General features: G+C 73.0%; 12 protein-coding genes and 1 tRNA gene. 5 read left to right on the top strand and 8 right to left on the bottom strand.

The genetic code is table 11. The annotated features are described in order from the left end of the window. Positions 1-3 precede the first annotated feature (3 nt). The 4 genes from ACGGAQ_RS25770 to ACGGAQ_RS25755 form a co-directional block, all read right to left on the bottom strand. Complete coding sequence (locus ACGGAQ_RS25770; RefSeq protein WP_007464240.1) at positions 4-210, bottom strand: hypothetical protein; 207 nt, start codon at positions 208-210, stop codon at positions 4-6. Positions 211-287: 77 nt separating this feature from the next. After that, positions 288-1631 carry a dipeptidase gene (locus ACGGAQ_RS25765; RefSeq protein ID WP_393053398.1) on the bottom strand — a complete coding sequence of 448 codons (1344 nt, stop codon included), beginning with the start codon at positions 1629-1631 and terminating at the stop codon, positions 288-290. Between the two features lie 36 nt (positions 1632-1667). Then, positions 1668-2813, bottom strand: a complete 1146-nt coding sequence (locus tag ACGGAQ_RS25760) for a M48 family metallopeptidase (RefSeq protein WP_393053242.1) — start codon at positions 2811-2813, stop codon at positions 1668-1670. Between the two features lie 66 nt (positions 2814-2879). After that, positions 2880-3542 carry a uridine kinase gene (locus tag ACGGAQ_RS25755; protein WP_393053395.1) on the bottom strand — a complete coding sequence of 221 codons (663 nt, stop codon included), beginning with the start codon at positions 3540-3542 and terminating at the stop codon, positions 2880-2882. A gap of 495 nt (positions 3543-4037) precedes the next feature. Here ACGGAQ_RS25755 and ACGGAQ_RS25750 point away from each other — a divergent pair, with 495 nt between their 5' ends. Beyond that, complete coding sequence (locus ACGGAQ_RS25750) at positions 4038-4439, top strand: rhodanese-like domain-containing protein (protein ID WP_354858820.1); 402 nt, start codon at positions 4038-4040, stop codon at positions 4437-4439. Positions 4440-4449: 10 nt separating this feature from the next. Here the strand turns inward: ACGGAQ_RS25750 and ACGGAQ_RS25745 are convergent, their stop codons facing one another. From ACGGAQ_RS25745 to ACGGAQ_RS25735, 3 genes are all read right to left on the bottom strand, one after another. After that, the gene (locus tag ACGGAQ_RS25745) at positions 4450-5991 is read right to left on the bottom strand and encodes a cobyric acid synthase (protein ID WP_393053239.1); all 1542 of its coding nucleotides are present in this window, start codon (positions 5989-5991) and stop codon (positions 4450-4452) included. Further along, entirely contained in the window at positions 5988-7214 is a 1227-nt protein-coding gene (locus tag ACGGAQ_RS25740) for a cobalamin biosynthesis protein (protein WP_393053236.1), read from the bottom strand. Before ACGGAQ_RS25740 ends, ACGGAQ_RS25745 begins: the two co-directional genes overlap by 4 nt. A 140-nt stretch (positions 7215-7354) precedes the next feature. Next, positions 7355-8128 (bottom strand): single-stranded DNA-binding protein, encoded by a 774-nt coding sequence (locus ACGGAQ_RS25735; RefSeq protein WP_393053233.1) that lies wholly within the window; start codon positions 8126-8128, stop codon positions 7355-7357. A gap of 304 nt (positions 8129-8432) precedes the next feature. Between ACGGAQ_RS25735 and ACGGAQ_RS25730 the strand changes: the two genes are divergently transcribed. Both ACGGAQ_RS25730 and ACGGAQ_RS25725 read left to right on the top strand, forming a co-directional pair. After that, on the top strand, positions 8433-8852 hold the full coding sequence (locus ACGGAQ_RS25730; RefSeq protein ID WP_393053230.1) for an HPF/RaiA family ribosome-associated protein: 420 nt from the start codon (positions 8433-8435) through the stop codon (positions 8850-8852). Between the two features lie 175 nt (positions 8853-9027). Beyond that, entirely contained in the window at positions 9028-10077 is a 1050-nt protein-coding gene (locus tag ACGGAQ_RS25725; RefSeq protein WP_393053227.1) for an alpha/beta hydrolase, read from the top strand. A gap of 7 nt (positions 10078-10084) precedes the next feature. Here the strand turns inward: ACGGAQ_RS25725 and ACGGAQ_RS25720 are convergent, their stop codons facing one another. Further along, positions 10085-10780 carry a hypothetical protein gene (locus ACGGAQ_RS25720; RefSeq protein WP_393053225.1) on the bottom strand — a complete coding sequence of 232 codons (696 nt, stop codon included), beginning with the start codon at positions 10778-10780 and terminating at the stop codon, positions 10085-10087. 158 nt (positions 10781-10938) lie between these two features. On the opposite strand from ACGGAQ_RS25720, the gene ACGGAQ_RS25715 reads away from it, so the two are divergent. Both ACGGAQ_RS25715 and ACGGAQ_RS25710 read left to right on the top strand, forming a co-directional pair. Then, positions 10939-11011: transfer RNA gene (locus ACGGAQ_RS25715), tRNA-Arg, on the top strand. A 159-nt stretch (positions 11012-11170) separates the two neighbouring features. After that, entirely contained in the window at positions 11171-11779 is a 609-nt protein-coding gene (locus tag ACGGAQ_RS25710) for a LysE family translocator (RefSeq protein ID WP_393053222.1), read from the top strand. Positions 11780-11899: the final 120 nt, after the last annotated feature.

Below are 11899 nucleotides of genomic sequence, written 5' to 3'. Positions count from 1 at the left end.
GAATCAGGCGGAGACGGGCTCCTCGATGCGCAACCCTCGGGCGCGGACCTCGCCGGCGACCCGGGAGAGCACCGAGTCGAGGGCGACCAGGGCGGCGGACAGCTCACCGAGCTGGTCGTTGAGCGTGTCCTCGGACCACGCGGAGACGTCGACGTCCCCCAGTGCGCTGACGGCGGCCCCCAACCGGGCCATCACCTCGTTCGTACTCATGTTCGAAAGGCTATAACAGCCCGCCCGGCGACACGCCGCAAACTCCCAGATGAGACGCAAAGTTGTCGTTCCGACACCTAACTGCCTGCCGCGGCCACCTTGCCCAGCAGCAGCGCCTCGGCGAGGCAGACCTTGGCGAACTCGCCGAGGTGCAGGCTCTCGTTCGGGCCGTGCGCGCGGGCGTGCGGGTCCTCCACACCGGTCACCAGGATCGCCGCAGCCGGGAACATCTCCTGGAACGTGGCGATGAACGGGATCGAGCCGCCGATGCCGATGTCGACCGGGTCGGTGCCGTCCCAGGCGGCGCGGAACGCCGAGCGGGCGGCGTCGAACATCGGCCCGGACGCGTCGATCACGCACGGGTCGCCGTCGTGCTCCAGAGTGACGGTCACCTGGGCGCCCCACGGCGCGTGCTTCTCCAGGTGGGCGCGCACCGCCGCGTACGCCCGCTTCGGGTCGTCTCCCGGCGCGAGACGGACGTTGAGCTTCGCCTTCGCGGCCGGGACCAGGGCGTTCGGCGCCTCGCCGGTGGACGGCGCGTCGATGCCGAGCACCGACACCGCCGGCTTCGTCCAGACCCGGTCGGTGAGCCGGCCGGTGCCGATGAACTGGACACCCTCGGCCAGTCCGGACTCAGCCCGCATCCGGTCCTCGGGGTAGTCGACGGCAGCGCCCTCCCGGCTGACCAGCCCGTCCACCGCCATGTCACCGGCGTCGTCGTGCAGGGTTGCCAGCAGCCGGACCAGCGCGGTGAGCGCGTCCGGGACGACACCCCCGAACATGCCGCTGTGCACGGCGTGGTCCAGCGTGCGGACCTCGACGAAGCAGTTGACGACGCCGCGCAGCGAGGTGGTCAGCGCCGGCACCCCGATGTCCCAGTTGCCGGAGTCGGCGATCACGATGACGTCCGAGGCGATCTCGTCGCGGTGTTCGGCGAGCAGCCGCTCCAGCGAGTCGGAGCCGTACTCCTCCTCGCCCTCGATGAACAGCACCACGCCGACCGGCAGCGCGTCCCCATACGCCCGCAGCGCCGCGACGTGCGCCATGATGCCGGCCTTGTCGTCGGCCGCGCCCCGGGCGTACAGGCGCCCGTCGCGCTCGACCGGCTCGAACGGGTCGGACTCCCACAGCGACAGGTCACCGACCGGCTGCACGTCGTGGTGGGCGTAGAGCAGAACGGTGGGCGCACCGGGTGGGGCCGCCCGACGGCCGATCACCGCGGGCTGCCCGCCGGAGCGCACGATGTCGACGTCCAGGCCGCAGCCGCGCAGCAGCTCGGCGACCGCCTCGGCGGAACGCTCCACGTGTGAGTGGTCGAAGCCCTCGAAGGCGATGCCGGGGATGCGGACGAGGCGTTCCAGGTCGGCGCGTACGCCTGGCATCTCACGCTCGACGGCGGCCCGTACCTCGGACTCGGACATGATCGGTGAGGTCATGACCGGAATCGTATGCCGGCCTTACCCAGGCGTGTTGGCCGAGCCCGTACCGTCACCGTCGCCCGCCGGGCCGGAGCCCGCCCGCGCACCCGGGGCGGCCCGGCCGGCGCGGTGCGCGCGGCCGGCGGCCTCGGTGGCGGCGTCCATCCAGGAGCGGGCCCGGCCGGCCGTGCCGCCCACCCACTCGCCGACGTCGCTGGCGCCGTCGCCGAGGCGGCGCAGCAACCCGACCAGCGGGTCGGTGGAGCGGCTGAACTCCTCCCGGTACGACTCGGCGGCGGCCTTGATCTCCTCCGAGACACTTGTCGAGGCGTCGTCGTCGCGGCGCGGATAGTCCCCGGCCAGCACCCGCCCGTACGCCCCGGCGTCGATCCACTGCCGCAACTGCGCGGCCCGCGCCACCGGCGCCGGGTGCGTGCTCCACGCCGTCATCCGGATCTTGTGCAGGCTGTCGCGCAGGTCGCCGCCGCCGGCGTACTCGGCGGCCTGCTCCAGGAAGGCGGTCGTGTCGATCTGCGACAGGTCGCCGCCGCCCGCGAGCTTCATCAGCAGCCGCAGCGCGGCGGCCGGGTCCTGGCCGGCGAGCAGGCCGGCGCGGTCGGCGGACAGCTCCGCCTTGCGCCACCACTCCAGCATCGCCGCGATGATCGCCCGCAGCGCGAACGCGCCCACCGGCAACCAGCTCAGGTTGGCCGCCCACCGGGTGAGGATCATGAGCATCGTCTTGTAGACCGCGTGCCCGCTGCCCACGTGCCCCAACTCGTGGCCGAGCAGGCAGCGCAGCTCGTCCTCGTCGAGCTGCTGCACGCACGCGGAGTTCAGCACGATGAACGGCCGGTCCAGACCTACCGCCTCGGCGCCCAGCCAGGGCGACTGCGTCACGTACAGCTCGGGCAGCTCGGCGACGTCGAGCGCCGCCGCGGCCTCGGTGTAGCGCTGCCACACCGCCGGATACTGCCGGTGATCGACGCGGATGCCGGACGCCAACACGGACAGCCGGAAACCCCGCTCGTTCCACATGCCGAAGAACGCCCGCACCACGTCGTCGAAACCACGCAGTTCACGCAGCGCGACCAGGGCGCCCCGGTCGGCCGGATGCTCCCAGGCCCGCGAGCTGATGCCGGTGAGGGTGATCCGGCGCCGCGCTGGCGCGTCCGCTGCCGTCATGATGGGCCCCCGTTCGCCGTGACTCCTCGCATCGTGCCGCAGCGGGTGGCCGGCGTCCATGCCCGGTCAGCGGACCCGCACGTAGTAGCGGGACGCGTCCAGCGGCAGCGTCGGCGCACCGTCGACCACCAGGTCGGCGCGCGCCGCGGTGTCGTCGGCGGCGAAATGCGCCCGCTCCCCGGTATGCCAGCGGCGCAGCTCGGGCAGGATCTCCGGCCCGTCCCGCTCGACCGCACGGGCCAGCCGCAGCGGCGCGGGCGCGGTGACGAAGACGGCGAGGGTCAGCTCCGGCCGGACGACGGCACGGGCCGCGCTGACCCCCTCCACGATCAGCACCGGCGTCACCGGCACCGGCACCGGGCGGGGCAGGAAGCACCGCCGCACCCAGCTGTAGCGCCGGTACGCGCCCGGCTTCCCATGGCGCAGCGGGGTCAGCACCTCCCTGTCCAGACGAGGCCAGAAGGTGAGCTGGTCGTCCCAGCCGTCGAGCAGGTCGTCGGTGTGCACCACTGGCGGGCGCCCGCCGGGCAGCGCCGCCAGGGCGTCCGCGAGGTGCGCGGCGAACCGGCTCTTGCCCGCGCCGCTCGGCCCGTCCACCGCGACCAGCCGGGTCCGCCCCAACCGCGCCGGGTCCGCGAGCACCCGACGGGCCAACTCGGCGTACGCCTCGACGACCACCACCGGCGGCACCGGCGCGGCGGATCGCTCGGTCGGCCCGTCGACGTCCACGCCCTCGTTTCCGCCCTGAGCCCCGCCCTCGTTCCCGCCCTGAGCCCTGCCCTCGTCCACGCCCTCGTTTCCGCTCCCAGCCCCGCCCTCGTTCCCGCCCTGAGCGCCGCCCCAGGCCCCGCCCTCGGCCGCGCCGATCCCCGTCCCGGCCCGCGCCGTCGGGGCCGCGCCGCTGGGGGTCCTACGGGCGGGCCCCCTGGTGACGAGTCCGTGCACGACCGAAGTATGCCCCGCCCACGCACCGGCGACGGCGGTTCACCACCCAGATCAACTCGGCCTCATTGATGTCGGGGTATCCCGGCGGCCGGTACACCCCGACATCCAGGAAGCCGAGTCGATCACGCCGATTTCGGTGGGGTGACACGTCCGGCTGACACCCGGGGCCGGTCATTCTCACGACCGGGGGAATTGGGGCGGGCGACGGGTGACGGGCGGCCCGTTCGCCGCGCGGGTTGGCACCCGAGTCGGCATGATCGGGTGGTGCTCCGAGACGTGATGAGCCCCGGCATTGACGCCCTGCTCGAACAGGCCCGCGCCGGGCTGCACCGATTGACTCCACAGCAGACCGTCGAGGCGGTCCGCGGTGGCGCTCTGCTGGTCGACACCCGTACCGACGCACAGCGCCGCGAACAGGGCGACCTGCCCGGCGCGGTCGTCATCGACCGCACGGTGCTGGAGTGGCGGCTCGATCCGGCCAGCGCCTGGCGCATCCCGGAGGCCACCGCCTACGACCGGGAGATCGTGGTGGTGTGCCGCCAGGGTTACAGCTCCAGCCTGGCCGCCGCCAGCCTCCAGACCCTCGGCCTGCGCCGGGCCACCGACATGATCGGCGGCGTCGACGCGTGGCTGGCCGCCGGCCTGCCCACCACGGACCGCCCCGCCGACATCCGGCCCTGAACCGCCCTGCTCAAAGCTGCGGGGCGCCGGGTGGGATGACGGGAAGGCCGGGGGGTGCGCCGCTCTCGATGAGGCGCCAGAGGGCGTCGGTGTCCAGGTGCTCCTCGACGAGGTCGCCGAGCAGGTCGAGCGAGCCTTCCCGGGCTGCCGCGAAGCTGGTGCCCGGCGCGACCCGGAACCCGGTACGCCCCGCCAGCCGGGCGGCCTCGGTGAGGAACCAGCGGCGGAACCCGTCGGACTCGAACGCCCCGTGCCAGTGCGTGCCGTGCACCGCGCCGAGCACCGCGCCCTCACCGTCGCCGTCGGCCCCGGTCAGCAACGGAGTCAGGGCCGGGTCGGTCTGCGAGACGTACCCGTGGTGGATCTCGTAGCCGCGGACCGCCACGTCGCCGGGGCCGGTGCCGACCGACTGCCGGACGGTCTTGCGCGGATCGAAGGTGATCTCGATGGGCAGCAGGCCGAGCCCGGGCACGCTGCCCTGCCGGCTCTCGACCGGGTCGTGGATGGCCCGGCCGAGCATCTGGAAGCCGCCACAGAGGCCGAGCAGCGGCTTGCCGGCTGCCACATGTCTGGTCACCGCGTCGGCGAGGCCGGTCTCGCGTAGCCAGGTGAGGTCCGCGACTGTCGACTTCGAGCCGGGCAGGACGATCAGGTCGGCGGCCGCCAGTTCGGCCGGTTCGACGGTGAGGCGTACGCGCACGCCCGGTTCGGTGGCCAGCGCTTCCACGTCGGTGGCGTTGCTGATCCGGGGTAGCCGGACGACTGCCACGTCCAGCCAGTCGGTGCCGTGCGGAGCGGCGGGGCGGCCGAGCACCCGGCCGTAGGCGAGCGAGTCCTCCGCGTCCAGCCAGAGGTCGAGCGACCAGGGCAGCACCCCGTACGTGGGACGGCCGGTCACCTGACGCAGCATGTCCAGCCCGGGCTGGAGCAGGCCGAGGTCGCCGCGGAACTTGTTGATCACGAAGCCGGCGATGAGCGCCTGGTCCGCCGGGTCGAGCAGGGCCACCGTGCCGAACATCGAGGCGAAGACGCCGCCCCGGTCGATGTCGCCGACCACGATGGCGGGCAGGTTGGCGTGCCGCGCGAGCCCCATGTTCACGTAGTCCCCGGTCCGCAGGTTGATCTCCGCCGGGCTCCCGGCGCCCTCACAGATCACCACGTCGTACGCGGCCCGCAGCTCGGCCAGCGCCGCGTACGCGGTCTCGGCGAGCCGGGGCCGCACCTGTCGGAAGGTGCCGGCGGTGATCGTGTCGACCGCCGTACCGAGCAGAACCACCTGGCTGGCCAGGTCGCTGCCGGGCTTGAGCAGGACCGGGTTGAAGCGCAGGTCCGGGGCGAGCCCGCAGGCGGCGGCCTGCATGGCCTGCGCGCGGCCTATCTCGCCGCCACGCCCGTCCGGCCCGACCACGACGGCCGAGTTGTTCGACATGTTCTGCGCCTTGAACGGCGCCACCTTCACGCCCTGCCGGTGCAGCCATCGGCAGATGCCTGCGGTGAGCACGCTCTTGCCGGCGTCCGAGGTGGTGCCGGCGACCAGCAGCCCGCCGCTCACCGCCCGCTCCCCCGCCGCGCCGCACCGCGGAACAGGCCCCGCTCCGACCCGACCCCGCCGGACAGCAGGCGGCCGTTCCGCCCAGCCATCCGCAGGCCGCCCCCGGCCGCGTCGGACCGCAGGCCGCCCTCGGCCCCGCCGGACCGCAGGCCGTTCCCGGATCTGGCTGCGACGGCCCGCAGACTCCGACGAGCGACGGCGCCGGCCAGGCGGCCGACGGTCACCGGGTACGCGGCCGCCAGCCCGAGTGCGGCCAGGCCGACAGCGCCGGAGATGCGGGCTGCCCGCTTCAGGTGTCGCGCCTCGGGACGGGGGCCGTCACCCAGGAACGGGCGAACCTCGGAGCGCCCGAAGTACCTGTTGCGGCCACCGAGGCGGACGCCGAGCGCGCCGGCCATCGCCGCTTCGCACTGGCCGGCGTTGGGGCTCGGGTGATCGTTGCGGTCCCGTCGCCACACCCGCCAGGCCTGCTCCCGGTCGCCGTTCGCGACCGGCGCGACGGCGATGGTGAGGAGCCCGGTCAGCCGGGACGGCACCAGGTTGAGCAGGTCGTCCAGCCGGGCGGCCGGGGTGCCGAACCGCGCGTAACGCTCCGATCGGTGCCCGACCATGGCGTCGAGGGTGTTGGCGGCGCGGTAGCCCAGCAGCCCGGGCAGGCCGGCGACCGCACCCCAGAGCAGCGGGGCGACCACCGCGTCGGAGGTGTTCTCCGCGACCGACTCGACGGTGGCCCGGGCCAACTCCGACTCGTCCAGGGTCGAGGGGTCCCGGCCGCAGAGGTTGCCGAGGCGCCGTCGGGCGGCGGGCAGGTCACCGTCACGAAGCGTTCGGCCCATGACGGCGGCCTCGTGGCGGAGGGTACGGCCGCCCAGCACGGTCCAGGTGCCGGCGGCGACGAGCACCGCACGGCTCACCGGCCGGTCCCGGGTGGCCGCCGCGGCGACCGCCCCGAGCACCACGGGCCCACCGACGGCCAGCGCCGTGAACACCGCGCCGGCCGTCCGGTCCGGCCGGTGCAGGCGACTCTCCAGAGCGCCCGCCACCTGGCCGAACCCGGCGACCGGATGCCACCGGCGAGGGTCGCCGAGCAGCCTGTCCAGCGCGTAACCGGCCACCAGGCCCACCGCGTTCGCCACCGGCGCTGTCCGTCGCACGCGTACCACCCCCCGGCCGGCCAGCCTAGACGAGCAACCCGGGCTCCAGCCGCGGCCGCCGTGCTCCATCGAACCCCACCTCCGTCACGCGGGGTGACGACGCCGATCGCGCCGCCACCCCGCCCCCGTCGTGCCGCCGGCGCGCACCGTCGTCGACACCGACCGCAGGCGACCGGGCCGAACTGTCACACCGACTCCGGACGGAACCGTCACGCCGGCTGCGGAACCCGCCCCCGGCCCCGCCGGCCCCGACCGGACGGCGGAGCCTCCGGCCGGCCCTCCTCGGGCACCGGCCCCAACTCGTCGTCGGGGTCTCCCTCCAGGTCGGAGTCGTCCGCGCTCACCGCGAGGGCCAGCTCGTCGTCGAGGGCCGCGGGCCCATCGCCGCCGGGGAAGCCGTCGTCGAGAGAGTCACCGCCCTCGACGGAGACGTCGTCGAGGGGGCCTTGGCCCAGCGGACTGGTACGCAGCGAGCCGTACTCCGGCAACTCGAAATCGTCGTCGAGCGGGCGGTCGTCGCGCAGCACCGGCGCCTGCTCGTCGGGCACCGGTTCGGTGGGCTCGCCGTGCACGCGGCTCTCGATGGCCGCGTCCTCGACGGTGCTGGTGGTCATGGTCGGCCGGTTACGCAGGAAGCGGGCCCGCCCCCGGGACAGGTCGTGGCCGACGGCGACCGCCTCCAACTCGTAGAGGGTGCGGTGGTTACCCGCGTCGTCGGTCCAGTCGCGGGTGTAGAGCCGGCCGCAGACCACCACCGGGTCGCCGACCATCACCGAGGCGGCCACGCCCTCGGCGAGCTTGCGCCAGCAGTTGACGCGGACGCGCAGCGAGTTGCCGTCGACCCATCGGCCGCTCTCGCGGTCGAGTCGTCGGGCGGTGGAGGCGACCTTGAAGTTGGCCACCAGCGTGTTGCTCTGGGTCGTACGCCGCCACTCGGGCGCCGTCAGAATGTTGCCGACAATCGTGACGTACGTGTCGAACATCGTCCCTCCAGGGGATCCGGGGTCTGCCAGCGAGTCGACTCGGCACCGAGCCTGTGCGCTCTCGTCGGCTGCCGCCAGCACCACCACCCCGACCTGTGGATGACGGGGCCGCCTGTGGACAACGCCCTGATCACACCCCCGATGTGGTACGGCCGACCCACCTGTGCGGGCGCCGACGGTTCCGGAGCCGCCCGAACTGGGTATGGATTTGATCAACGCACCACCGACAAGCTCCACGTCGACGAGAGGTCAGCGCCATGATGATCACTACTTTCGGCTCCGCAACCGTTTCCGAGGTGCGGCGATGAGCGCCGTGGCGAACCCGGCGACCGTGGGCGAGTGCCTGCGGGTGGGTGCGGGGTTCTCCCAGGGCGACCGCAACTGGATCGCCGAGCAGTTCGCCACCCTCGACGCCCGGCTGGCCGGCTTCCACGCCGACGCCACCGAGCTGGAGGTCTCGGTGAAGGACCGGGAGGCCCGGGGCCAGAAGGTCACCCTGGAGTGCTGGATCGCCGGCCGGCAGAAGATCGTCACCACCTCCGCCGAGGAGGACCTGCACGCCGCCCTCAACGACGTCCGCGACGACCTGCGCCGGCGGCTCAACGACGCCAAGACCCGCCAGGAGCCCCGGCACAACAAGCACCTGCGCGACATCCCCCAGCCGCAGGGCGAGACCGACCCGATCGACGAGGACCCGGCCCGCGCCGACGCAGAAACGGTCTGACCCACCCCGCCCCCGCTTCACCCAGTGGATCATGGAGTTGTGGTGGTCGTTAGACCCGCTAAATCCCTTTCGCGGGGCACCACAACTCCATGATCGACGCGGAGGGGCGCGGCAGGGCCGGGCCGGGGGCAGGCGGGGCTACCGCCGGGTAGCTTGCCGGCGTAGCGTCGCGTTCGTGGAACCGGACGTGTTGGGGCCGCCGTACGAGCGGCAGACGATCGACCTGGGCACCGACGACGAAGGCCCCGTGGTCGCGACACTGGTCCGGCGGCGGGCCGAGCGCCCCACCGGGCGGGCGGTGCTCTACGTGCACGGCTTCGTCGACTACTTCTTCCAGACCCACCTGGCCGACTTCTTCGCCGAGCGCGGCTGGGACTTTTACGCGCTCGACCTGCGCAAGTACGGCCGCAGCCTGCTCGCGCACCAGACGCCGAACTTTTGCCACGACATCAGCGACTACTTCCCCGAGCTGGACGCCGCCGCCGAGATCATCCGCACCGACGACGGGCACGACACACTGCTGGTGATGGGCCACTCCACCGGTGGCCTGATCATCTCGCTCTGGGCGGACGCCCGCCGCGATGCCGGCACCGTCGACGGCCTGGTCCTCAACAGCCCCTTCTTCGACTTCAACGCCCCCTGGGCGGTCCGTCGACCCCTCGCGGCCGCCGTCTCCCGGCTGGGCCGCAGGGCGCCGCACCGCATCGTGCCCTTGGGCCTGGGCACGGTGTACGGCGAGAGCCTGCACGCCGACCACCGCGGCGAGTGGACCTACGACCTGGCGTGGAAGCCGCTGGCCGGGTTCCCGGTGCACGCCGGCTGGCTGAACGCGATCCGCACCGGTCAACGCCGGCTGCGCGCCGGCCTGGACATCCCGGTGCCGGTGCTGCTGGCCTGCTCGACCCGCTCCTTCCGGGGCACCAAGTGGCACGACAACGCGACCCTGGCCGACGCGGTGCTGGACGTCGAGCACATGGTGCGGTACGCGCCCCGCCTCGGCCGGCACGTCACCCTGGCCCGCTTCGACGGCGGGTTGCACGACCTCACGCTCTCCGGCCCCGCCGTACGCGCAAAGGTCTTCGACGAGGTCGGCCGCTGGGCCGAGGCGTTCCTGGCCGCCGGGCCGACCGCCCCCGCCGCCGACGATCCCGCCGATGCGCCCACGCTGCCGCAGAGCCGACGCCCGTCGCCCGGTCACGCCGAGGCGACGGCGGTCGGCGACTGACCCGGGTTCAGGCGTCGCCGTGGGCGGCCGACAGGACGGCCCGGATCCGGTCGAAGGTCGCCACCGGGTGACCGTCGACGCCGGGCAGCACCAGCCCCAGGCAGTACAGCGAGACCTCGCCGGTGCCGTCGGCCTGCACGACGAAGACGGGCGCACCGACGTACCCCGATGGCAGTTCCGTGGTGATCCGCACGTCGTCCCCGTCGCGGACCACGCGCTCGATCCCGACCTCCAGAGGGCGCGAGGCGTCCTCGCGTACCCCATGGGCCAGCACGAAAGCGGAACTGGCGTCGGCGCCGAGGCGGGCGACGGCCTCGGGCCCGGCGGCGATCCCCGCCGGCACCGGCTGCACGCGCCACCGCCAGCCGCCGTCGCCGGCGTAGCGGTGCAGGCCTGCGGTCGGTAACAACGCGACCCCGTCGCTCGGGAAGCGCGCCCAGCCGGGCACGATCTCGCCCTCCGCGATGACGTCCGGGGCGACGCCGGCCGGCTCGGTGACGCTCGCCCGCAGGCCCAGCTCACCGCCGGAAGGGCCGACCAGGTCGGCCGCCGTCAGCAGCGCCTCCCCCACCGGGTCGTCGCCGCCCTGGAAGAAGAAGGCGGTGCCGTAGGCGTCGGCCGTCCGGTAGGGCAGGATGGCGCGGCCGACGACCTGGCACAGCTCGTAGGCGACGCCGCTCTCGGCGTCGGGGTCCAGCAACACCAGCCGAGGGTACGGGCCGACGCCCGGCCTCTTCCTGGGAACCCGGATGCCGGACGGGGACGCTCCGTGAGACCCTGCTCGGCAACGTGGACGCGGGCACCCTTTTCGTCGTCGGGCAGCCGGACGGCGGTACCCTCTGGGCGCGACACCCACGCCGCGCGCCCGTAGCTCAGCGGATAGAGCAGGGGACTTCTAATCCCAAGGCCGCAGGTTCGAATCCTGCCGGGCGCACCCACCTCACCACAGGTCAGCGCGGATCACCTCATCAGTCTCGCCGTTGTTCGCACATCGCCCCTTCGGCCTGCTTGTGTCCCAGGTGACGGGCCAGACCTGCCGGGCTGTGGCGACACGTGGAATGGTCTTGTCATGCCGATAGACCAGCACCTACTCGTGGCCTTCACCCTGACCACGATCATCGCGATGGTCAGTCCCGGGCCGGACATGTTGTTCGTCTTAGGGTGTGGGATGCGCGGCGGTCCGCGCGCCGGCCTGCTCGCCACGGCAGGGGTGGCAACGAGCGAGGCGGTTCACGTCGCCGTGGCGGCCGCTGGGCTGGCCGCTCTCTTCGCGGCAGTGCCGACCGCCTTCACGGTGGTGCGGATCGTCGGAGGCGCCTATTTGATCTACCTTGGTGTGCAGATGATTCGGCACCGCAAGAGCGAGCAGAGCGATTTGCCAGTCATCGGCGGAGGCATTTCGGGCCGCCGGGCTTATCTCAATGGATTGTTAACCAACCTACTTAACCCGAAGATGGTCACCTTCACGATCGCGTTCCTCCCACAGTTCATCAACCCACAACTGGGTCAGGTCTGGGCGCAGTTCGCGATCCTCGGCACCATTCTGATCATCCTGGAGTTTATCGTCGACGGCACGGTGGGCGTGCTCGCAGGGCGGATCGGGGGATGGCTCCGTCGCCGGCAGGCCGCTCGCCGTCGAATCGACACAGCGACGGGAGGCGTATTCATAGGGCTGGGCGTGCGACTGGCCGTCGAGCGATGAGGCCCCTTCCAAGTCAGACAGGGTTGAGGGACGTCATCCGGCCCGAGTGGACGGACCTAGACCCCACCGTGCCCAGGTCGACGGGGCGGGCATTTTGATCTCATAATGCGTAGGTCCGTG

This window comes from Micromonospora sp. NPDC047557 (assembly GCF_043205095.1).
Taxonomy (GTDB): Bacteria; Actinomycetota; Actinomycetes; order Mycobacteriales; family Micromonosporaceae; genus Micromonospora.
Note: the sequence above shows the minus strand (reverse complement) of the source record. Positions and strands in the feature narration are given on the sequence as shown.

What these genes read in the sequence shown, in the direction of transcription:
- ACGGAQ_RS25760 (WP_393053242.1), bottom strand. Translation starts at nt 2,813, where the DNA reads ATGACGGCAGCGGACGCGCCAGCGCGGCGCCGGATCACCCTCACCGGC.
- ACGGAQ_RS25765 (WP_393053398.1), bottom strand. Translation starts at nt 1,631, where the DNA reads ATGTCCGAGTCCGAGGTACGGGCCGCCGTCGAGCGTGAGATGCCAGGC.
- ACGGAQ_RS25740 (WP_393053236.1), bottom strand. Translation starts at nt 7,214, where the DNA reads ATGGAGCACGGCGGCCGCGGCTGGAGCCCGGGTTGCTCGTCTAGGCTG.
- ACGGAQ_RS25735 (WP_393053233.1), bottom strand. Translation starts at nt 8,128, where the DNA reads ATGTTCGACACGTACGTCACGATTGTCGGCAACATTCTGACGGCGCCC.
- ACGGAQ_RS25770 (WP_007464240.1), bottom strand. Translation starts at nt 210, where the DNA reads ATGAGTACGAACGAGGTGATGGCCCGGTTGGGGGCCGCCGTCAGCGCA.
- ACGGAQ_RS25730 (WP_393053230.1), top strand. Translation starts at nt 8,433, where the DNA reads ATGAGCGCCGTGGCGAACCCGGCGACCGTGGGCGAGTGCCTGCGGGTG.
- ACGGAQ_RS25750 (WP_354858820.1), top strand. Translation starts at nt 4,038, where the DNA reads ATGAGCCCCGGCATTGACGCCCTGCTCGAACAGGCCCGCGCCGGGCTG.